Annotated in this window: 23 protein-coding genes; 13 read left to right on the forward strand and 10 right to left on the reverse strand. The window is 63.1% G+C overall.

The features are described 5' to 3' along the window. Positions 1-94 precede the first annotated feature (94 nt). The gene (locus IN820_RS04095; protein ID WP_193679753.1) at positions 95-1,144 is read right to left on the reverse strand and encodes an alkene reductase; all 1,050 of its coding nucleotides are present in this window, start codon (positions 1,142-1,144) and stop codon (positions 95-97) included. A 314-nt stretch (positions 1,145-1,458) separates the two neighbouring features. Beyond that, complete coding sequence (locus IN820_RS04100; RefSeq protein WP_193679754.1) at positions 1,459-1,761, reverse strand: ArsR/SmtB family transcription factor; 303 nt, start codon at positions 1,759-1,761, stop codon at positions 1,459-1,461. Positions 1,762-1,944: 183 nt separating this feature from the next. On the opposite strand from IN820_RS04100, the gene ispF reads away from it, so the two are divergent. From ispF to IN820_RS04140, 8 genes are all read left to right on the forward strand, one after another. Beyond that, on the forward strand, positions 1,945-2,418 hold the full coding sequence (gene ispF, locus IN820_RS04105) for a 2-C-methyl-D-erythritol 2,4-cyclodiphosphate synthase (RefSeq protein ID WP_193679755.1): 474 nt from the start codon (positions 1,945-1,947) through the stop codon (positions 2,416-2,418). After that, positions 2,415-3,455, forward strand: coding sequence for a tRNA pseudouridine(13) synthase TruD (truD, locus tag IN820_RS04110; protein WP_193679756.1), 1,041 nt, complete (start codon positions 2,415-2,417; stop codon positions 3,453-3,455). The genes ispF and truD overlap by 4 nt, the downstream gene beginning before the upstream one ends. Then, positions 3,455-4,204 carry a 5'/3'-nucleotidase SurE gene (surE, locus tag IN820_RS04115; protein ID WP_193679757.1) on the forward strand — a complete coding sequence of 250 codons (750 nt, stop codon included), beginning with the start codon at positions 3,455-3,457 and terminating at the stop codon, positions 4,202-4,204. Before truD ends, surE begins: the two co-directional genes overlap by 1 nt. 41 nt (positions 4,205-4,245) lie before the next feature. Next, positions 4,246-4,881, forward strand: a complete 636-nt coding sequence (locus tag IN820_RS04120) for a protein-L-isoaspartate(D-aspartate) O-methyltransferase (RefSeq protein WP_193679781.1) — start codon at positions 4,246-4,248, stop codon at positions 4,879-4,881. Between the two features lie 19 nt (positions 4,882-4,900). Beyond that, complete coding sequence (locus IN820_RS04125; RefSeq protein WP_193679758.1) at positions 4,901-5,836, forward strand: DUF368 domain-containing protein; 936 nt, start codon at positions 4,901-4,903, stop codon at positions 5,834-5,836. A gap of 68 nt (positions 5,837-5,904) precedes the next feature. Then, positions 5,905-6,711, forward strand: coding sequence for a peptidoglycan DD-metalloendopeptidase family protein (locus IN820_RS04130; RefSeq protein ID WP_193679759.1), 807 nt, complete (start codon positions 5,905-5,907; stop codon positions 6,709-6,711). Between the two features lie 101 nt (positions 6,712-6,812). Then, a complete protein-coding gene (gene rpoS / locus IN820_RS04135; RefSeq protein WP_193679760.1) occupies positions 6,813-7,793 on the forward strand; it encodes an RNA polymerase sigma factor RpoS in 981 nt (326 codons plus the stop codon). A gap of 579 nt (positions 7,794-8,372) precedes the next feature. Further along, positions 8,373-8,510 (forward strand): hypothetical protein, encoded by a 138-nt coding sequence (locus IN820_RS04140; RefSeq protein WP_193679761.1) that lies wholly within the window; start codon positions 8,373-8,375, stop codon positions 8,508-8,510. A 31-nt stretch (positions 8,511-8,541) separates the two neighbouring features. Here IN820_RS04140 and IN820_RS04145 read toward each other — a convergent pair whose 3' ends face one another. After that, a complete protein-coding gene (locus IN820_RS04145) occupies positions 8,542-9,381 on the reverse strand; it encodes a GNAT family N-acetyltransferase (protein ID WP_193679762.1) in 840 nt (279 codons plus the stop codon). Between the two features lie 414 nt (positions 9,382-9,795). Between IN820_RS04145 and IN820_RS04150 the strand changes: the two genes are divergently transcribed. Together IN820_RS04150 and IN820_RS04155 are read left to right on the forward strand one after the other, a co-directional pair. Continuing rightward, the gene (locus IN820_RS04150; protein WP_193679763.1) at positions 9,796-11,724 is read left to right on the forward strand and encodes a sodium:solute symporter family protein; all 1,929 of its coding nucleotides are present in this window, start codon (positions 9,796-9,798) and stop codon (positions 11,722-11,724) included. Positions 11,725-12,046: 322 nt separating this feature from the next. Further along, entirely contained in the window at positions 12,047-12,562 is a 516-nt protein-coding gene (locus IN820_RS04155) for a hypothetical protein (RefSeq protein ID WP_193679764.1), read from the forward strand. A gap of 148 nt (positions 12,563-12,710) precedes the next feature. On the opposite strand, the gene IN820_RS04160 is transcribed toward IN820_RS04155, so the two are convergent. Then, on the reverse strand, positions 12,711-13,502 hold the full coding sequence (locus IN820_RS04160; protein WP_193679765.1) for an SIR2 family protein: 792 nt from the start codon (positions 13,500-13,502) through the stop codon (positions 12,711-12,713). Between the two features lie 6 nt (positions 13,503-13,508). After that, positions 13,509-14,057, reverse strand: coding sequence for a non-canonical purine NTP pyrophosphatase (locus IN820_RS04165; protein WP_193679766.1), 549 nt, complete (start codon positions 14,055-14,057; stop codon positions 13,509-13,511). A gap of 121 nt (positions 14,058-14,178) precedes the next feature. Between IN820_RS04165 and IN820_RS04170 the strand changes: the two genes are divergently transcribed. Beyond that, a complete protein-coding gene (locus IN820_RS04170; protein ID WP_193679767.1) occupies positions 14,179-14,616 on the forward strand; it encodes a pyrimidine dimer DNA glycosylase/endonuclease V in 438 nt (145 codons plus the stop codon). On the opposite strand, the gene IN820_RS04175 is transcribed toward IN820_RS04170, so the two are convergent. Further along, a complete protein-coding gene (locus tag IN820_RS04175; RefSeq protein WP_193679768.1) occupies positions 14,617-15,066 on the reverse strand; it encodes a group II truncated hemoglobin in 450 nt (149 codons plus the stop codon). Between the two features lie 234 nt (positions 15,067-15,300). Between IN820_RS04175 and IN820_RS04180 the strand changes: the two genes are divergently transcribed. Beyond that, positions 15,301-15,732, forward strand: a complete 432-nt coding sequence (locus IN820_RS04180; protein WP_193679769.1) for a universal stress protein — start codon at positions 15,301-15,303, stop codon at positions 15,730-15,732. A gap of 24 nt (positions 15,733-15,756) precedes the next feature. Here IN820_RS04180 and IN820_RS04185 read toward each other — a convergent pair whose 3' ends face one another. Beyond that, the gene (locus IN820_RS04185; protein ID WP_193679770.1) at positions 15,757-16,101 is read right to left on the reverse strand and encodes a YajD family HNH nuclease; all 345 of its coding nucleotides are present in this window, start codon (positions 16,099-16,101) and stop codon (positions 15,757-15,759) included. A 49-nt stretch (positions 16,102-16,150) separates the two neighbouring features. Then, positions 16,151-16,849: a YebC/PmpR family DNA-binding transcriptional regulator gene (locus tag IN820_RS04190; RefSeq protein WP_193679771.1), complete on the reverse strand. Its 699-nt coding sequence runs from the start codon at positions 16,847-16,849 to the stop codon at positions 16,151-16,153. Between the two features lie 222 nt (positions 16,850-17,071). On the opposite strand from IN820_RS04190, the gene IN820_RS04195 reads away from it, so the two are divergent. Further along, on the forward strand, positions 17,072-17,956 hold the full coding sequence (locus IN820_RS04195; RefSeq protein WP_193679772.1) for an EamA family transporter: 885 nt from the start codon (positions 17,072-17,074) through the stop codon (positions 17,954-17,956). 114 nt (positions 17,957-18,070) lie between these two features. On the opposite strand, the gene IN820_RS04200 is transcribed toward IN820_RS04195, so the two are convergent. Then, on the reverse strand, positions 18,071-18,388 hold the full coding sequence (locus IN820_RS04200; RefSeq protein WP_193679773.1) for a hypothetical protein: 318 nt from the start codon (positions 18,386-18,388) through the stop codon (positions 18,071-18,073). Next, positions 18,385-18,741, reverse strand: coding sequence for a hypothetical protein (locus IN820_RS04205; protein WP_193679774.1), 357 nt, complete (start codon positions 18,739-18,741; stop codon positions 18,385-18,387). Before IN820_RS04205 ends, IN820_RS04200 begins: the two co-directional genes overlap by 4 nt. Positions 18,742-18,913 lie beyond the last annotated feature (172 nt).

The following is an 18,913-nucleotide window of genomic DNA, read 5'->3' on the forward strand; positions in this document are numbered from 1 at the left end:
GCGCTTGCGACGGCCCGAAGGGTGACCGCCAGGGATGGCAGCCACAAAAAAGGCCCGGCCGGATTTCCCGGTCGGGCCTTTCCATCGCCAGGAGCTAGAGCGATGGATAATCGGTGTAGCCGATCGGTCCCTGAGCGTAGAACAGCTCAGGCCTGGGCTCGTTCAGCGGAGCGTTCCGGCGCAGCCGTTCGACCAGATCGGGGTTGGCGATGTAGGGAATGCCGAACGCGACCGCATCGGCCTTGCCTTCGGCCAGCCAGGCGTTGGCCTGTTCCTGGGTGAATCGTTCGTTGGCGATGTAGACGCCGCCGAAGATCTGCTTCAACTGCGGGCCGAGGCTGTCTTCGCCGACTTTCTCGCGGGTGCAGATGAATGCGACGCCGCGCTTGCCCAGCTCGCGGGCCACGTGGCCAAAGGTTTCGGCGCGGTTTGAATCGCCCATGTCATGGGAATCGGCGCGCGGCGCCAGGTGTACGCCGACGCGGCCGGCGCCCCATACCGAGATGACGGCATCGGTCACTTCCAACAGTAGGCGGGCACGGTTTTCCAGCGCGCCACCGTAGGCGTCGGTACGCTTGTTGGTGCTGTCCTGCAGAAACTGGTCGAGCAGGTAGCCGTTGGCGCCATGGATCTCCACGCCGTCGAAGCCGGCTTCCTTGGCGTTCTCGGCACCCTTGCGGTAGGCCTCGATGATGCCGGGAATTTCCTCGGTCTCCAGCGCCCGTGGCGTCTCGTAGTCCTTCATCGGGCGGACCAGGCTGACATGCCCGGCTGGCTTGATGGCGCTGGGCGCGACCGGCAGTTGGCCGTCGAGGTAGAGCGGATCCGAGATGCGCCCGACGTGCCAGAGTTGCAGGACGATCTTGCCGCCCTTGGCGTGCACGGCATCGGTGATCCTCTTCCAACCCTGGACCTGCTCGGCGGACCAGATGCCGGGCGTATCTGGATAGCCGACGCCCATCGGCGTCACCGAGGTGGCCTCGCTGATGATCAGGCCGGCATCGGCGCGCTGCGCGTAGTATTCGGCCATCAGCTCGCCCGGTACGCGGCCGGGCTCGGCGCGGCAGCGGGTCAAGGGCGCCATGATGATGCGGTTGGACAGTTCCAGGTCGCCGATCTTGATCGGGTCGAAGAGTGTGGGCATAGCCGTGCTGCTCCTGTACGCGAGGGTGGTTCGATGAAAGCGGTCAGAACCTGTTCATGATCTGCTGCGCGTCGGCCCTGCGGCGTTAAAAACAGGCTCGGCAAGCCGTTTGCGGCTAACGCGCTTCAGTGCGGCCCCGAAGGGGCGAGCGAAGCGAGTCATCTCATTTACACCCGTAAACTCCGCTTGATTCGCTACGCTCACCCTGCGGGCCAGCCTTCGGCCGTTACTCCGCTGCGCTACGTCTCTCGCCTGTTTTTGTGGGGCCGCCGAGGCCTTGCAGGTTTCTAGCTCGCGAGATCGTGAACAGGCTCTCAGAGGTCCTGGCCGATACGCTCGACGAAGGCCTGGATGGCCTCGTCGTTGCGCTTGAAGAAGTGCCACTGGCCAATCTTCCGGCTGCTGATCAGCCCGGCTTTCTGCAGGGTGGCCAGGTGTGCCGATACCGTCGATTGCGAAAGACCCGCGCGCTGGTCGATCTGCCCGGCGCAGACGCCGTTTTCCAGCGAGTGATGCTGCTCGGCGAAGTAGCGCTGCGGCTCCTTGAGCCAGCGCAGGATGTCGCGGCGCAGGGGATGGGCGAGCGCCTTGATGATGTCGTCGAAATCGTCGGGCATGGTCGGTTCTGCAGGCGTATATCGTGATGGGGCGAACTATATATCGGGAGAAGGCGATATGATATCGATTCGGCTGATGGTGCCTATCGTCGGTATCGATGATGCGGCCGCGCTGCGGCTATCCGCTCAAGCCGCCGCGCGCTCCTGTAGAATCGCCTGCTGAGTTTTCCAGGGTGTCTTTCTATGCGTATCGGCCATGGCTTCGACGTACACCGCTTCGGCGAGGGCAGCTTCATCACGCTCGGCGGCGTGCGAATTCCACACCGGTTCGGGCTGCTGGCCCATTCCGACGGCGACGTGCTGCTGCATGCCTTGAGCGACGCGCTGCTCGGCGCGGCGGCGCTGGGCGATATCGGCAAGCATTTCCCGGATACCGATCCGCAGTTCAAGGGCGCCGACAGCCGCGTGCTGCTGCGTCATGTGCTGGCGCAGGTGCAGGCCAAGGGCTGGCAAGTCGGCAATGTCGACGCCACCATCGTCGCCCAGGCGCCGAAGATGGCGCCGCATATCGAAAGCATGCGCACGCTGATCGCCGAGGATCTGCAGGTGGCGCTGGACCAGGTCAACGTCAAGGCCACCACCACCGAGAAGCTCGGTTTCACCGGGCGCGAGGAGGGGATCGCCGTCCACGCGGTCGCCTTGCTGGTCCGCGCATGACCGAGGAGCAACTGCTCGGGCCGCGTGCCCATGGCGAGCCTTGCGGCAGTGCGGTGCTGAAGGCCGTCGCCGAGGATTTCCAGGTCGACGAGGTGCTCGACATTCCCTTGTCCGGTGAAGGCGAACACCTGTGGCTGTGGGTGGAAAAGCGCAATCTGAACACCGAGGAGGCCGCCAGGCGCATCGCCCGCGCCGCCGGGGTGCCGTTGAAGATGATCAGCTATGCCGGGCTGAAGGACCGCCAGGCGCTCACCCGCCAGTGGTTCAGCCTGCACCTGCCGGGCAAGGCCGATCCCGATCTGGCCGCGGCCGAAGGCGAAGGCCTGACGATCCTCCAGCGCACCCGCCACCAGCGCAAGCTGCAGCGCGGCGCGCATTCGGCCAACGGCTTCACCCTGCGCCTGACCGAGCTTCGCGGCGAGCATGTGGCGCTCGATGCCCGCCTGGAGCGGCTCAAGGCCCAGGGCGTGCCCAACTACTTCGGCCTGCAGCGCTTCGGCTACCAGGGCGGCAACCTGCACGGCGCTCGCGACTTCGCCGGAAAAGGGGAGTTGCCGGTGCAGCGCAACCTGCGCTCGCGCCTGCTCTCGGCCGGGCGCAGCTACCTGTTCAATCGTGTGCTCGCCGAGCGCGTCGCCGACGGCAGTTGGAGCCAGGCGAGGGTAGGGGATCTGCTGGCATTCACCGACAGTCGTAGTTTCTTTCCCGCCGGTGAGGCCGAGTGCAGCGATCCGCGGCTGGCGATCCTCGACCTGCACCCCACCGGTCCGCTATGGGGCGAAGGCGGCTCGCCGGCGGGCGGCGGAATCCTGGCGCTGGAGCGGCGGGTCGCCGATGGCGAGGCGGCGATCGCCAATTGGTTGGCGCAAGCCGGCATGAAGCACGAACGGCGCATTCTTCGCCTCCCCATCGGCGGTTTGTCATGGCATTATCCCGAGCCTGACATTCTGCAACTGGAATTCGTCCTGCCGACCGGATGCTTCGCCACCGCCGTGGTGCGCGAGCTGGTCAGCCTGGCAGGGCAGACGGACATCTGATGCGTATTCTGATCGCCAACGACGACGGGGTGTATGCGCCCGGGCTCGCCGCGCTTTACGACGCGCTGGCGGATTATGCCGAGTGCAAGGTGGTAGCGCCGATCCAGGACATGAGCGGAGCCAGCAGCGCGCTCACCCTGGACCGCCCGCTGCATCCCGTGAGCATGCCCAACGGTTTCATCGGCCTGAACGGCTCGCCTACCGATTGCGTGCACCTGGGCCTCAACGGCCTGCTCGACGAGACCCCGGACATGGTGGTTTCGGGAATCAACCTCGGCGCCAACCTGGGCGACGACGTGCTCTATTCCGGCACGGTCGCCGCGGCCATCGAGGGACGCTTCACCGGCCGCCCGGCGTTCGCTTTCTCGCTGATTTCGCGCTCGCCGGAGAACCTGCCGACGGCCGCCTATATCGCGCGCACGCTGGTCGAGAAGCACGATCAGCTCGAATTGCCGCCGCGCACCGTGCTCAGCGTGAATGTGCCGAACCTGCCGCTGGACCATATCCGCGGCATCCAGCTCACCCGCCTGGGGCACCGCAGCCGGGCCAAACCGCCGGTCAAGCAGGCCAACCCGCGCGGCAAGGTGGGCTACTGGATCTCGGTCGCCGGCGATGTCGAAGACGGCGGCCCGGGCACCGATTTCCACGCCGTCATGCAGGGCTACGTGTCGATCACGCCGCTGCAACTGGACCGGACCTTCCGCGAGGCCTTCCACGGGCTCGAGAACTGGCTGGGAGGTGTGCTGTGAGCCTGCGTGGACAAGACCGCCTGCTGCACCACGGCTCCGGCATGACCTCGCAGCGGACCCGCGATCGCCTGATCCAGCGCCTCTACGAGGAGGGGCTGTCCAACCCCCACGTGCTCGAGGTGATACGCCGCACGCCGCGCCATCTGTTCGTCGACGAGGCCCTGGCACATCGGGCCTACGAGGACACTGCGCTGCCCATCGGCCACAACCAGACGATTTCCCAGCCGTTCATGGTCGCGCGCATGAGCGAACTGCTGTTGGCCGACGGCCCGCTGGACAAGGTCCTGGAGATCGGCACCGGTTCGGGCTACCAGACTGCCGTGCTGGCGCAACTGGTCGAGCGAGTCTTCTCGGTCGAGCGCATTCAGGCGTTGCAGGATCGTGCCAAGGAGCGCCTGGCCGAACTCAAGCTGCGTAACGTGGTCTTTCGCTGGGGCGATGGTTGGGAGGGCTGGCCGGCACTGGCGCCCTACAACGGCATCATCGTCACCGCGGCGGCCGCCGACGTGCCGCAGGCCCTGCTCGATCAACTGGCGCCCGGTGGGCGGCTGGTGATTCCGGTGGGTGCCGGCGAGGTCCAGCAACTCATGCTGATCATTCGAGAGGAAAACGGCTTTTCCCGCCGTCTTCTGGATACCGTACGTTTCGTGCCGCTGCTCAATGGACCCGTAGTTTGATCATTCAGCGGAAGGAAACATGAAGAACGCTTTGTTGTTGTACGCCAAGGGCATGGCCATGGGCGCGGCGGACGTGGTGCCTGGCGTATCGGGCGGTACGGTCGCCTTTATCTCGGGCATCTACGACGAACTGCTTCATTCGATCGCCTCGGTACCGCTCGCGCTCAAGCCCCTGTTGCGTGGGCGTATCACCGAGGCCTGGAAGTTGGCCAACGCGGGTTTTCTGCTGACGTTGCTGGCAGGCATCCTGACCAGTGTTTTCAGTCTGGCCAGGTTGATCACGTACCTGCTCGAGCAGCACCCGATTCCGGTGTGGTCGTTCTTCTTCGGGCTGATCCTGGTATCCGTACACCTGGTCGGGAAGGAAATCCAACGTCGCAACTGGATGAGCGCTATCAGTTTCGTTCTCGGTATCCTGTTCGCATACTGGATCACCGTAGCGGTGCCCGTACAGTGGGGCAGTGACAAGATCAGTCTGTTCTTCGCCGGTGCCATTGCGATCTGCGCCATGATTCTTCCGGGCATTTCCGGCAGTTTCATATTGGTGCTGATGGGGCTCTATCCCTTCGTGCTGGGTGCCGTGGAGTCGCTGGATATCGGTGTGCTGGTGGTCTTCGCATGCGGTTGCGCGTTCGGCATACTCAGTTTCGCCAAACTGTTGAGCTGGACGCTGGATCGCTGGCGCGATATCACCCTGGCGTTTCTCACCGGCTTGATGCTGGGCTCGCTGAACAAGGTCTGGCCCTGGAAGGAAACCCTGACCTGGCAGATCGATCGGCACGGGGAACCTTCTCCTTTGCTGCAGCAGAACCTTCTCCCCTCGACTTACGGGGATCTGACAGGACATGATCCTCAGTTGCTGCTGGCGGTGCTGTTGGCAATCCTGGGCATCTCGCTGGTGCTGGGGCTCGAGTGGTTCGCCGGCCGGCGCCAGCCGATAACGGAAAGCGCCTGAACGGACTTGTCTATGAAAGGGAGCGGGTATTGAGGCTCACAGCGATTCAGCGATGGATTCGCGATCCCATGGTCCGTTCGTTCCTGGGCGCACTGCTGATCGGCTCGACGCTCGTCGGTTGCGCTTCATCACCCAGCGGAGGGGTGCAGGTCGTCGACCGCAACAGTCGCGATCGCGTCACCACCGGCCACTACATCGTCCAGCGTGGCGATACGCTGTGGTCGATCGCCTTCCGCTTCGGCTGGGACTGGCGCGATCTGGCGCGGGTGAACGGCATCCAGCCACCGCATGTCATCTATCCGGGGCAGCGAATCCGCTTCTCCGCCAGCACAGCGCCTGCCGTCGCCGCCACCCCGCGTCCTGCCCCACCGGTGCCGAAGCCCGCGCCATCGACCCCGACCGTGGTGGCCACGCCGGTGCCGCGTCAACCCGCTCTCAGCACGACGCCCAGCCCGCCGGTGAGCAAACCCGCGACCACACCGGTGACGCCGGTCACGCGCTCGGCAAGCGGCTGGGCGTGGCCGGCGAACGGCACGATCATCGGCCGTTTTTCCTCAAACGGCAGTTTGAATAAAGGAATTGATATCGCCGGGGAATTAGGACAGCCTGTCTTAGCTGCTTCTGATGGAACTGTGGTGTACGCCGGTAGTGGATTACGGGGTTACGGCGAACTTGTGATCATCAAGCACAGCGATACCTATGTAAGCGCCTACGGTCATAACCGCAGGCTGCTGGTGCGGGAGGGCCAACAAGTCAAGGCTGGGCAAAGTATTGCCGAGATGGGATCGACGGGAACCGACCGGGTGAAGCTGCATTTCGAGATTCGTCGCCAGGGCAAACCCGTGGACCCCCTGCAATATCTGCCGAGACGTTGACCTGACGCCCGCCCTGTTCCGGCACTGGGATGGGCTCGAGTATTGCCAGGGATTGCGTGCTGCCCGAGCCTGTTGTCGAACTCAGAACAGGACAACAATAAATGGCACTCGAAAAAGAAGCGCTGGAGTTTGACGTCGACGATGCGGTCCTACTCATGGAGCCCGCCACACCCTTCGACCGAGCCAGCGATGTAACGCGAACCTCGGCTGCTGGCAAGGCCAAGCAACACAAGTTCATCGACTACAACCGGGCGCTCGACGCGACCCAGTTGTACCTCAACGAAATCGGTTTCTCCCCCCTCCTGACGCCCGAAGAAGAAGTGCACTTCGCCCGCCTGGCGCAGAAGGGCGATCCGGCGGGGCGCAAGCGCATGATCGAGAGCAACCTGCGCCTGGTGGTGAAGATCGCGCGGCGTTACGTCAACCGTGGCCTGTCGCTGCTCGATCTGGTCGAGGAGGGCAACCTCGGGCTGATTCGCGCGGTGGAGAAGTTCGACCCGGAACGGGGCTTCCGTTTTTCCACCTACGCCACCTGGTGGATCCGGCAGACCATCGAGCGGGCGATCATGAACCAGACCCGCACGATTCGCCTGCCGATCCACGTGGTCAAGGAACTGAACGTCTACCTCCGGGCTGCTCGCGAACTGACGCAGAAGCTCGACCACGAGCCCAGCCCGGAAGAGATCGCCAACCTGCTGGAAAAGCCGGTGGGCGAGGTCAAGCGCATGCTCGGGCTGAACGAACGCGTCACTTCGGTGGACGTTTCCCTCGGGCCGGATACCGACAAGACCCTGCTCGACACCCTGACCGACGACAAGCCGACCGATCCCTGCGAATTGCTGCTCGACGACGATCTTTCGGCGAGTATCGACCAGTGGCTGTCCGATCTCACAGAAAAGCAGCGTGAAGTGGTCATTCGCCGCTTCGGCCTGCGTGGTCACGAAGCCTGCACGCTGGAAGAGGTCGGCCAGGAAATCGGGCTGACCCGCGAGCGCGTCCGGCAGATCCAGGTGGAAGCACTGCGGCGTCTTCGTGAAATCCTCGAGCGCAACGGGCTGTCCAGTGACGCCTTGTTCCAGTAGACGCATCAAGGGGGCTGGATGTAGTTCCAGCCCTGGAAAGAAGGTGCCGCCTCGGGACTACACCCTGGCGGCATTTCTGTTTCCTCTGTCCGCCGTTACAAGCCTCGTGGCCGAATGGACGATTGTCGGTCTAATCCCTATGCGCCTTTTTTTCCCTTCTGCCGCTTTCGCTTGTGAGCATTTGCTTACACGGTCTGTAGGAAAAGGATGCGTATTCGCCCGGCTGAATCGCTCTAGCTGCCGTTATTTTTATGTAACTAATTGATTTTAAATAATATTATCGAGAAGGCGAAGTGCTCAACTCCGAGCCTAGGGGATTTTTCACCCGTTGTGGCTGTCGTCGGGATCATTAATATCGCGCTTGTGCTTAAGGATAAGCACAGGCCTTCAGGGAGAGGGTCAGGAACCATCGCTGGATGCGATGCCATCAGGATGATGAGCAGGATGTCAGGGAGCACGGAAGGAGGCGGGCGGGGATCAAATCCCGCCCCTTTTTTTGTCCGCAGAAAAGTTCCCGCTGAACCGCTGTGAGCCCTCGTGGCCTAACTATGTTCACAGCCACCACGCGGGAGAACAGCGATGAACGGCAAAGAGCAGAACGGCCAGCCGGGCGAAGATCAGGACGACGTCGTCCGCCATCCTGACGAGGCCGACGAGGACCAGCTCGACGAAGCGCTGGAAGAAACCTTCCCGGCCAGCGACCCGATATCGCCTTGAGCGCTGCCATCCGAGCGAGTCTGCCAACCAGTCAACCGCGCTGAAGGGACGCAGTGCGCTCCAGCAGCACCGGCATGATTCGCTCGCGCAGCAAGGGCGCCAGGTCGTCACGCGCCGGAGCGTTCAGCTCCAGCCAATCCAGTTCTTCGAGTTCCGCCTGTGGCTGCACGGCATGAGGCAGGCGCGCCATAAACACGTCGGCCTGTACCCAGTGCCCCGGCTCGTTGGCGGCGGGCGCCTGGTAATGCCCCAGTTCCTCGAAGGCATCGTCGCCCAGGTGCAGGTGCAGCTCCTCGCCGAGTTCCCGCCTGAGCGTTTGCAATGGGCTTTCGCCCGGCTCCGCCTTGCCACCGGGCAGCATGAAGAAGCGGCTGCCGCGTTTGCGTGCAAGCAGCATGCGCCCGGCCTCGTCGAACAGGCAGGCTATGGCGATGGTCAGGGTCGGTCTGGACATGGGCGGCATCCGGTCGTTGAGCAGGGCGATCAGCGTCTTGCTTCGTTGGTAGCGTGCGAGGCGGTCGCTCAGGGATTCCGGCAGCTGGGCGGTGGGGAAGAACCCCAGCCTTGCATAGAACTCGCATAGCCGCGGCTGGCAGAACAGCCAGACCGGGCCCTCGACGGTGGCCAAGGCCGCTCGAACCAGGCGCGCGCCGATGCCCCGGTTGCGTTCCTGCGGATTCACCAGCAAGCCGCTCAGGAAATGCCCCTGCGCGACAGGTGTCAGGCAGAGCCCGGCATGGATTTCGCCGCGTCTGGCGACCCAGCATTTCGCTTCGCGGTGCACGCGGTGTCGGCTGTTATGGGCGCGATAGAACCTGATCAGTAATGGCACTAGCGACGAGGGAAGTGGCTGATAGTCGAGGGCTGGCATGTCCGTTCGGTCGTTCTCGGCGGCCCGCTAGTCTAGCGTCTGATGCACAGCGCCGAAATCGTCGTCCTGAAACAGGCAGGGCAAAAACGCGCTATGCGCTCAACGGGTCGAAAACGGCGCTGAAAGTTCGTGGCTGAAGACAAGCGGCGCGAGTCCGGGCGAAAACCGACGCTTTATAGCCTGCCATCCTGAAGGTCACCTTCGGGCCTTCGCTACGACGTCAAAAATCCTCCTGGAGGTTTTCTCGTCCAGTTCTCCAGCTTTCCGGCTCCAGCGCGCTTTATCGAATGGCCGTTGTGCAATAAGGCGCCACGGGCGACGCCTTGATGTAGCAGGAGCCGCTCGTCCGCTCATGGCATCTTTGCGCCACATACGGGCTCTCATTTAGGCGCTTCCAACGACCGGGACGACACGATGTTGGATCTACTGATGGTGCTGGCTTTCGTTCTCTACGGTCTAGCCGTTGGCATGCGCACGCGCCGCAAGGCGTCGCAGAACCTGCACGAGTACTTTCTCGCCGGGCGCACGATCAAGGGCTGGCGTGCCGGAGTGTCCATGGCCGCGACCCAGTTCGCCGGCGACACGCCGCTACTGGTCAGCGGTCTGGTCGCTACCGCCGGCGTGTTCGCCTTGTGGCGGCTGTGGATCTATGGGCTGGCGTTTCTGCTACTGGCCTGGGTTTTCGCTTCCGGCTGGCGCCGTGCGGGCGTGCTCACCGACGCCGAGCTGACGCGGGTACGCTACAGCGGCCCGGCCGTTGTTCCGCTGCGCCTGTTCAAGGCGATCTACTACGGCACGGTGATCAATTGCGTGGTGCTGGCGATGGTGCTGGTGGCGGCGATCCGCATTGCCGAGGTGTTCCTGCCCTGGCACGACTGGTTGCCCAGCGGTTTCTATCGGGGCCTCCTCGAGGCGGTCGAGGCAAGCGGCCTGCGCCTGGGCGAAAGTATCAGCGGGCTCGACCCATCGACCACCAGCGCCAACAACCTGATCTCGATCATGCTGATTCTGGCATTTACAGCCATGTACTCGATCACCGGCGGCCTGCGCGCGGTGGTGCAGACCGATGTGATGCAGCTGGGCGTAGCGATGCTGGGGACCCTGGGCTATGCCTGGTTCGTGGTCGACGCCGTCGGTGGGCTGGGAGGGATGAGCGACCGGCTCGTCGAACTGTACGGCGTCGAGCGGGCGGGCCAACTGCTGTCCTTCGCGCCGAGCGATACCGGGGAAGCCTTCATGCCATTTCTGGTCATCGTCGGCCTGCAGTGGCTGTTCCAGATGAATGCCGACGGTACCGGCTACCTGGCACAACGCTGCATGGCTTGCCCGACGGACCGCCAGGCGCGTATCGCCGGCCTGCTCTTCACCTGGCTGCAGATATTCCTGCGCAGCCTGATGTGGCTGGCGATCGCCATCGGTTTGCTGGTGCTTTACCCGTTCAGTGCCGAGGAGGCCAGCGGTGCCGGCTTCACCGCCGCGCGCGAGGCGCTGTTCGTCACCGGCATCGATGAATTGCTGCCGCCCGGCGTGCGCGGTCTGATGCTGATAGGGCTGCTGGCGGCGCTGGCCTCGACGGTGGATACCCACCTCAACTGGGGCGCATCCTACTGGAGCAATGATGTGTACGGCGGCGTGGTGGCGCCCAGGCTGCTCAGACGCAAGCCCAGAGACCGGGAATTGGTGATGGTGGCGCGCCTGTCCAATGTGCTGATCCTGCTGATCGCCATGGTCATCATGGCCAACCTCGGTTCGATCCAGACGGCCTGGTTCATTTCCCTGCTGTTCGGCGCGGGGATGGGGTCGGTACTGGTGCTGCGCTGGTTGTGGGAGCGAATCAATCTCTACTCCGAGTTGGCCGCGATGCTGGCCTCGCTGATCACCGCGCCGTTGCTGCTGTATTTCCTCGGCACCGATCCGGCACGGGAGTGGTTGCGCCTGGGTGTCATGTCGCTGGTGACCTGCACCGCGGCGGTTCTGGTCAGTTTCGTCACGCCGGCAACGGACGAGGAAACCCTGGATCGGTTCTATCGGCAGGTCCGTCCGTTCGGCTTCTGGGGGCGTACGGCCGCGCGCTGTGGGGTGACGCGGGCCGCTTCACTGAAGGCGCTCGGCAGCCGCCTGTTCGCCGTGGCGCTCACCGCGGTGTCCGTTTACGCGCTGTTGTTCGGCGTGGGCCGCTTGCTGTTTCCACATCCGCACGGCGATCCGTGGCTGGCCTGGAGCTGCGTGGCCGTGGGCCTGGCGTTGCTGCCGGTCTGGCTCTACCTGGGCTTGAGCAGGCATTTCGATGATCGGGGCGATGGCGGTGAGGGCGTGGATTCGGGCCCGGAACGTTCCAATTAAGTTCGCGTGAGAGTCTTCGATATCCCATCGGAGCGGAGCGGTATATAGCGAGGCTGATACTGAAGTAATCGCAACTGTCGTTTCGCTTGTTTATCGGGCGAAAGCGAATATGCCCAAGGCTGGGTAATATCAAATTGATTTCAATATTCTGCAGAATTCGATATTAATCATCCGATTAAGGCGATTTTTTCCTGCTTTGCATTAAATATGTGTCATTCGTCGATTTCTCCAGGCGAAGAGCCAGTTTGCATGCTTGTCTCAGTGTACGCAGTACGCTCCTGGTGTTTGCGTAATTTCAATAGACAGAGCAAGAGGTGCCGTCATGAACCGACTCTTGAAAACTTCCCTCATTGTTGCTGCCATGCTTCCCGCCGTTGCGGGTGCTGCTCCGATGACCGGGGATCGTGAAATCACATTGGGTGGCGCGGGAAGTAGCGACAAGGACTTCGATGATACCGTGTTCTCCGTTCAGGGTAGTTGGGGCCAGTATCTCTCCGAATCGTCCCTGTGGGGCGTTCGGCAAACCATCAACGCGCGTGATGCGGAGGGCGAAAGTACCAAGTTCGATGGTTCGACCCGAGTGTTCTACGACTACCATTTCGGGACCGGCAAGGCCCGCCCATTCATCGGTGCCAGCATTGGCGGGGTCTACGGCGATCAGGTCGACGACACCTTCATGGCGGGGCCGGAAGTGGGCCTCAAATACTGGGTACAGGACAAGACGTTCATCACCGCAATGGCCGAATATCAGTTCCTGTTCAAGAGTGGCAGTGACGCCCAGGACCGTTACGATGACGGCGTATTCCTTTACAGTGTCGGTATCGGTTTCAATTATTGAAGCCGCTTGCGGCGCGATGCCATATCGGTGTCGCGCCGTATCGATGTGTTACTTCGCTTGCTTGCCGTTTCGCTTGTTTGCTGCTGAGGCTTCGCTTGTTCGGTTCGGGGCACCTGGTCGGAGTCGATAAAGTTCGCTTTATTGCGGTTCAGCCTTGCACCAACTGTTGAAGGAAGTTCTTTAATGCCAGGCCGGGCTCGTCATCTTCCGAGGCGATCATGCGAATACCCCATTGGCTGAGAATTTCTTCCTGCACTGGATTCGGCTTGTGTGAGAATACATAGGAAATAGGCCGGACACCGAGCGCCTCATGTTCGTTCCAGATTTTCGACAATTTGTGGAAGAGCAGGCGGATATTGGTATCCGACAGGCTGTAGCCAATGAACAGTACGGCCTTGCTCAAGGTATCCGCGCGCAGTTTGATATCCAGCGGCGTCTCGAACTGCAGGCGCTGGTAGTAGCTGGTTTCGTCGAGAACGATCGAGGCGTCATCGTCGAAATCGCCGTGGAACTTGACGATCTGTCGCACCCCGTCGTGGGCCTTGGTCAGGTCGCTGGCGTTGGCGATCTTCACGTACTCGACGGCGTAGGCGTCGTGGGCGTACTCCAGCCAGCGATCGTAGTTGGTGGTGTAGATCGCCGGAAAACGGCCATGGACGATCAGGCGGTGGATCTCCGAATCGCGTATTTCGATGTCCTTGTGCCATTCGCGGTCCATCCAGCTGCGCAGTGGCCCGATATTGCCTTTCCTGATCCGGTAGTACTCGGCAAGGGCGAGGAAGTTGCCGTAGGTATTGAACACCTCCGGGTCGTAATCGAGCTGCACGGCGATTTCATCGATCAGCTCCTTCCACGGTGGCAGCCCGATATTGGCGGACACCCCCGAGCCGACGAACAGAATCAGACGGTTGTTGCGGTAGGCGTCCTTGAGCAGGTCCATGGCTATTCAGTGTCCTTTGAGGAAACCGACGAAGGCATCGAGCGCGTGCCTGCGCATGGATAGCCCGTTCTTCCGCCCACCGAGTTCGGCGAACGTGCGGCTCTGGCCATCCGGGATGAATACGTCGTCCCATTCGAAACCGCCGCGGCCGGCCGGCTTCGGCGAGATCCTGCCGGCGACTACGCCCTCGAAGAAATGCCGCTTGCGGCCGTCACAATAGCCGATCAGCGTCTTCGCCTCGGCTGCCGGGTCGTCCAGGCGGCTGATCAGTTCGGAGAACCGCTCGGCCTGCAGCCGCTCCCAGAAAATCTGCGTCAGGCCACCGGGAAAGCCGTTGAGGCTCCTGATGAACAGCCCGGTATGTTCGACGAATACCGGTTTGCCGATCAGCTTGAAGGCCGCCAGCAGCTTATCGCTGACCAGTTGCTGTAGGTCCTCGGTGCGCAGCTCCTCGATGCGTACCGGGAAGGGCAGCACCTCGATGCCGCTGGGCTCGAGAATCTCGCGGACTTCGCGGATCTTTTGCTGGTTGATGGAGGCAAAGCGGATCTTCATGCTGCTCCTGTCTGTGGGCGAGGGCCCGCAAGGCGCCATGCCTGCGTTGCTATTTTTGACGCGGGCTAGGTCGGTCGGTTCTGGACCGGCCGGCCAATTGCGAGAACAGGAGAGGCCGACGATGCGCCTATGGTCATTGCACCCGCAATATCTGGATGCCAAGGGACTGGTCGCTCTTTGGCGCGAGGCCCTGCTGGCACAGGCGGTGCTGAATGGGCAGACCCGCGGCTACCGGCAGCATCCGCAGCTGTGGCGCTTCGAGCGGTGCACCGTGCCTGCCATGCAGGTCGCCGGCTATCTGCAGGCCGTGTACGCCGAAGCGCAGCGGCGGGGCTATCGCTTCGATGCGCAGAAGATCGGTGCCGTCGCCAGGCTCGAACCGATGCCGGTCACTCGCGGGCAACTGGAGTACGAGCGCAGGCACCTGATGGCCAAACTGGCGATACGCCAGCCGGCGCTGCTCGAAGCGCTGCAGGACGAGGATCGCCCGGCGCCGCATCCGCTGTTCCATCTCGTCGAGGGGCCGGTGGAAGCCTGGGAAGTGCCGAGCAGGGGCTGATCAGCCCTGGCGGCCCTGCGCTGGACACATGGACTGCACCATGAGGATGCGTTCGGCAGGTACTTTCAATTGGCGCAGCAGGTACTCGGCGAACGGGGCGGAGTAGGGCTGACGGGTGATGGCCTGCTCCATGCAGAACAGCCATGCGTCCCGCTCGGCCTCGCCGATTTTCCAGCGAGTGTGAAATTGCGGGATGTGGATGCTGCCGAACGTCTCGGCATAGCGGCGCGGCCCGCCCAGCCAGCCGCTGAGAAAGCTCACCAGCTTTTCCCGGGCCAGCTCCAGCTCCTCGGGGTACAGCCTGCGGACCGTTACCGCCCGCGGGTCTTCGTCCATCACTCGATAGAACTCCGCCACCAGGCGCTCCAGGCGCTCCAGGCCTTTCTGGCCTCCGGCGGCCTGGAACGAGGCGTCGCCTACGCCGAATACGGGCGTTTCGCTGACTGTCATTGGGGCTGTTTCCGTTTCGTCGCAAGCCGAAGGGCCGGGCCGGTTCTTGCGCGGCGCTGCGTCATGCGTCGTTCATTTGCAATAACCACAAGATCGCCTGGAGCGTTTTTGCGCGCAAGTGCCTGCGGGGCGAAATGATGCTCGCTTGTGCCAGATCAATACAAGAGCGAGCCGTGCCCACGGCGGCCACCGAGCTGGTCTATGCTGAAAGTCACTCAACGATGGAGAGGGACCATGCGCAAAGTTCTGCTTGCATTCGACGGCTCGGAAAATGCCAAACGCGCCCTGCAATACGTCATCGATTTCGCGCGCGACAGCGGACTGGCGCTCGATGTCCATGTGCTCAATGCGCAGCACGAGCCGATCATCTACGGCGAATACGTCACCTCGGCGATGATCGACGAGCTCAATAAAGGCCTGATGACCAAGTCGCAGAACATTCTCGACGGGGCCGCGGCGATGCTGCAGGGCAGTGGCCTGACCTATGAAACGCACGCGGTGTTCGGCAACGTGGCCGACCAGATCAACGATGCGGTCAAGCGCCTGGGCTGCGATACCGTCGTGATGGGCACCCGCGGCCTCGGCAGCTTCACCGGCCTGCTGCTGGGTTCGGTGGCGAACCGGGTGATCCATGAGGTCTCGGTCCCGGTTCTGCTGGTCAAGTAAGCGGCCGCGGTGCGTGACGCCTGATCAGCCCTGCTTGCCCTTGAGCAGGTCGGCCAGGTTGGCGAAGGCCTTGAAGGTTTCCTTCGGTCCCAGGTCGCTGCCTGGCCGGGCTTCGGCCTGGTACTGATTGTCGGTGTAGCGGGAGTGCTCGTTGTCGTGGCAGTACAGGCAGAGCAGCTCCCAGTTGGAACCGTCTTCCGGGTTGTTGTCGTGGTTGTGGTCCTTGTGGTGGACCGTCAGCTCGCTGAGGCGCTTGCCGGAAAATTCCCGCGCGCAGCGCCCGCAGACCCAGGGGTACATCTTCAGGGCTTTTTCCCGGTAGCCCTGTTCGCGCTGGCTATAGGGCGTGGTGGGCTTGTTGTTGCTCATCGTTCACCTGCTCGTCGGAGTGCCTTTCTCGCAATATAGACGCCAGCGCTCAGTCAGCCAGGCCGACGTAGACATTCTGCACGTCGTCATGGGCGTCGATCGCTTCGAGGAAGGTTTCGACTTCCTCCAGTTCCGCGCCGGACAGACTCATCGGATTCTTCGGACGGTAGCCCAGTTGTGCCGCCTGCACGCTGAAGCCGAATTCCGGCAGCGCCTTGCATACCGCGTCGAGATCGGTCGGCTCGGTGATGAACAGTGTGGCGCCGTCTTCGGCGGGCTCGAAATCCTGGGCGCCGGCTTCGATGGCGGCCACGTCGGCGTCGGCATCGCCTACGGGGCTCGCCTCGATCATGCCGACGTGGTCGAAGTCCCAGCTCACCGAACCGGAAGACCCCAGTTGGCCCTTGCGGAACAGCACACGGATTTCCGCCACGGTGCGGTTCAGGTTGTCGGTCAGGCACTCGACGATCAGCGGTACCTGGTGCGGGGCGAAACCTTCGTAGAGGGTGCGCTCGTAGTGGACCACCTCGCCGCTCAGGCCAGCGCCCTTCTTGATGGCGCGCTCCAGGGTGTCCTTGGGCATCGAGGCCTTCTTGGCCTGCTCGACCACCAGGCGCAGGCGGGGATTCATGTCCGGGTCCGGGCCGCTACGGGCCGCGATCATGATTTCTTTCGACAGCTTGCCGAATATTCTGCCCTTGGCGTTCGCCGCGGCTTCCTTGTGTTTCGCTTTCCACTGTGCGCCCATGGTCGTTCTCGTCTGAGGTGGATGAACCAGCCGCCGATTCTATCGGTTCTATCGAGGTTTCGTCGCCGGCGAAGGCGAACGGGACGCTGGCCTGGCGACGATGCACGGGAGGCAGTCTGTGCTCGAGCGGACTGTATCGGCCAATTTTCGGCCCACTGTATGGGCATATCGGTTCGCCGCACGACTCTAATGGGAATCTTGCCCATCGTCGGATGCGTCGTCATGTCACCCAGGGATCTGTTGCTCGCGCTGGTCGTCATCATCGTCTGGGGCCTGAATTTCGTGGTGATCATGATCGGCCTGCACGACGTACCGCCCATGCTGCTGGGCGCGCTGCGCTTCATGCTGGCGGCGGTACCAGCGGTGTTCTTCATCCAGCGGCCACAGGTGCCGCTGCGCTGGCTGCTGGCCTACGGGCTGACCATTTCGCTGGGGCAGTTCGCCTTCCTGTTCTCGGCGATGAAGGTGGGCATGCCCGCCGGGCTGGCCTCGCTGGTGCTGCAGTCGCAGGCCTTCTTCACGCTGTTCTTCGCCGCGCTGTTTCTCGGCGAGCGCCTGCGGCTGGCCAATCTGCTGGGGCTGCTGGTGGCAGCGGCGGGGCTGGTGCTGATCGGTGCGCAAGGTGATCGCGGCATGACGCTGGCCGGCTTCGTGCTGACCCTCGGCGCGGCCTCGATGTGGGCCTTGGGCAACATCGTCACGCGCAAGCTCGGCAAGGTGAACCTGGTCGGCCTGGTGGTGTGGGGCAGCCTGGTACCGCCGCTGCCGTTTCTGGCACTGTCCTTGTGGCTGGAAGGGCCGGCGGCCATAGCGATCGCTTTGCGTGGCATCGGTATGGACACCGTGCTGGTGCTGATCTATCTGGCGTTCGGCGCGACCATACTCGGCTATGGGCTGTGGAGCCGCCTGCTGTCGCGTTACCCGGCCAGCCAGGTAGCGCCTTTTTCTCTGCTGGTGCCGGTGGTGGGGCTGACGTCCGCAACATTGCTGCTGGGCGAAAGGCTGGGCCCGCTGCAACTGGCCGGCGCGTTGCTGGTGATGCTGGGGCTGGTGGTCAACGTCTGGGGTGGCTGGCTGTACGGCTGGCTGCGGCTGCGCTTGGCCTGAGCGCTACAGCAAAGCGCCCCGCGCCAGTCACTCGGGCGGGGCGTTACGGGATTGGAATTAATTTAGTGCGTAGCAGCGTGAGCCCCTAGCAGGGTGGTGGAGCCATTCTTCTTGTCACGCTTGGCCATGCGTTTTTCCTGCGCGGTTTTCAGCGGCTTCTTCTTGCCGCTCTTCTTCGCATCCATTCCCTTGCTCATGGTGTTCACCTCTGATCGTGGCGGGACGTATCCTGGTGCGCGAACAGACCGTCGTTTTTGCGGGTGGAGGGGGCGCAACTGGCGCGCCTTCGTCCGGCCTGGTGCCTTCCATGACAAGCTGCAGTATGACACTGCGGCGCAGCTTTGCACGCAATGCTTTTGGGCGCAGCGGGGCCAGGTAGTCATCGCGGGAGAACAGGCCGTTGCGACTGGTGCCGGCTTCGGGTTGGCTCATGCGGAATCCTTGGGTTGCAGGTACTCGGTGCCGTCCAGGCGGTGGAGCGTGGCGCGATCCAGCTCCGGGGTCGGGTCGTCGGCGCGTAGCTCGATCACCTCGCCGTCGGTTAGCAGCCCGCTGGGGCCAAGGGCGTAGGCGAGCCCACGGGGGCCGCCGATCACGTTCTCAAGGCCGGCCAGCAGGGCTACCGGGCTGTGGTAGCGCAGGCGCAATGAGGCGCGGGTCAGCGGGCGGGCGAAGGGGCCGCTCAGGCACAGGCCCTGGCCCTCGCCCGCGGGTATCCAGGTGCAGCGGCTACTGCCTAGCCAGGTGGCGCCCAGGTCGGTTGGCGTGCCCCGGGTATCGGTCACTTGGCGCTCTCGGTCGATCATTCAGTCCGTGGGCCAGTTGGACCTGGTCGGTCTGGGATCGAGGGGCAGCGCGGCCCTGGCTGCCGCCTCGGCGGCTTCCCTGAGGGTGCGTTCCTCGGCCAGCTCGATTTCGCGCTCGGCGATGGCCTGCTCCAGTTCGGGAGAGCGCCTG

This window comes from Pseudomonas lopnurensis (genome assembly GCF_015070855.1).
GTDB lineage: Bacteria > Pseudomonadota > Gammaproteobacteria > Pseudomonadales > Pseudomonadaceae > Stutzerimonas > Stutzerimonas lopnurensis.

Bases quoted from the DNA above. Each gene is read 5' to 3' on its own strand.
- IN820_RS04095 (WP_193679753.1), bottom strand. From the start codon at position 1,144: ATGCCCACACTCTTCGACCCGATCAAGATCGGCGACCTGGAACTGTCC.
- IN820_RS04100 (WP_193679754.1), bottom strand. From the start codon at position 1,761: ATGCCCGACGATTTCGACGACATCATCAAGGCGCTCGCCCATCCCCTG.
- ispF (WP_193679755.1), top strand. From the start codon at position 1,945: ATGCGTATCGGCCATGGCTTCGACGTACACCGCTTCGGCGAGGGCAGC.
- truD (WP_193679756.1), top strand. From the start codon at position 2,415: ATGACCGAGGAGCAACTGCTCGGGCCGCGTGCCCATGGCGAGCCTTGC.
- surE (WP_193679757.1), top strand. From the start codon at position 3,455: ATGCGTATTCTGATCGCCAACGACGACGGGGTGTATGCGCCCGGGCTC.
- IN820_RS04120 (WP_193679781.1), top strand. From the start codon at position 4,246: ATGACCTCGCAGCGGACCCGCGATCGCCTGATCCAGCGCCTCTACGAG.
- IN820_RS04125 (WP_193679758.1), top strand. From the start codon at position 4,901: ATGAAGAACGCTTTGTTGTTGTACGCCAAGGGCATGGCCATGGGCGCG.
- IN820_RS04130 (WP_193679759.1), top strand. From the start codon at position 5,905: ATGGTCCGTTCGTTCCTGGGCGCACTGCTGATCGGCTCGACGCTCGTC.
- rpoS (WP_193679760.1), top strand. From the start codon at position 6,813: ATGGCACTCGAAAAAGAAGCGCTGGAGTTTGACGTCGACGATGCGGTC.
- IN820_RS04140 (WP_193679761.1), top strand. From the start codon at position 8,373: ATGAACGGCAAAGAGCAGAACGGCCAGCCGGGCGAAGATCAGGACGAC.
- IN820_RS04145 (WP_193679762.1), bottom strand. From the start codon at position 9,381: ATGCCAGCCCTCGACTATCAGCCACTTCCCTCGTCGCTAGTGCCATTA.
- IN820_RS04150 (WP_193679763.1), top strand. From the start codon at position 9,796: ATGTTGGATCTACTGATGGTGCTGGCTTTCGTTCTCTACGGTCTAGCC.
- IN820_RS04155 (WP_193679764.1), top strand. From the start codon at position 12,047: ATGAACCGACTCTTGAAAACTTCCCTCATTGTTGCTGCCATGCTTCCC.
- IN820_RS04160 (WP_193679765.1), bottom strand. From the start codon at position 13,502: ATGGACCTGCTCAAGGACGCCTACCGCAACAACCGTCTGATTCTGTTC.
- IN820_RS04165 (WP_193679766.1), bottom strand. From the start codon at position 14,057: ATGAAGATCCGCTTTGCCTCCATCAACCAGCAAAAGATCCGCGAAGTC.
- IN820_RS04170 (WP_193679767.1), top strand. From the start codon at position 14,179: ATGCGCCTATGGTCATTGCACCCGCAATATCTGGATGCCAAGGGACTG.
- IN820_RS04175 (WP_193679768.1), bottom strand. From the start codon at position 15,066: ATGACAGTCAGCGAAACGCCCGTATTCGGCGTAGGCGACGCCTCGTTC.
- IN820_RS04180 (WP_193679769.1), top strand. From the start codon at position 15,301: ATGCGCAAAGTTCTGCTTGCATTCGACGGCTCGGAAAATGCCAAACGC.
- IN820_RS04185 (WP_193679770.1), bottom strand. From the start codon at position 16,101: ATGAGCAACAACAAGCCCACCACGCCCTATAGCCAGCGCGAACAGGGC.
- IN820_RS04190 (WP_193679771.1), bottom strand. From the start codon at position 16,849: ATGGGCGCACAGTGGAAAGCGAAACACAAGGAAGCCGCGGCGAACGCC.
- IN820_RS04195 (WP_193679772.1), top strand. From the start codon at position 17,072: ATGTCACCCAGGGATCTGTTGCTCGCGCTGGTCGTCATCATCGTCTGG.
- IN820_RS04200 (WP_193679773.1), bottom strand. From the start codon at position 18,388: ATGAGCCAACCCGAAGCCGGCACCAGTCGCAACGGCCTGTTCTCCCGC.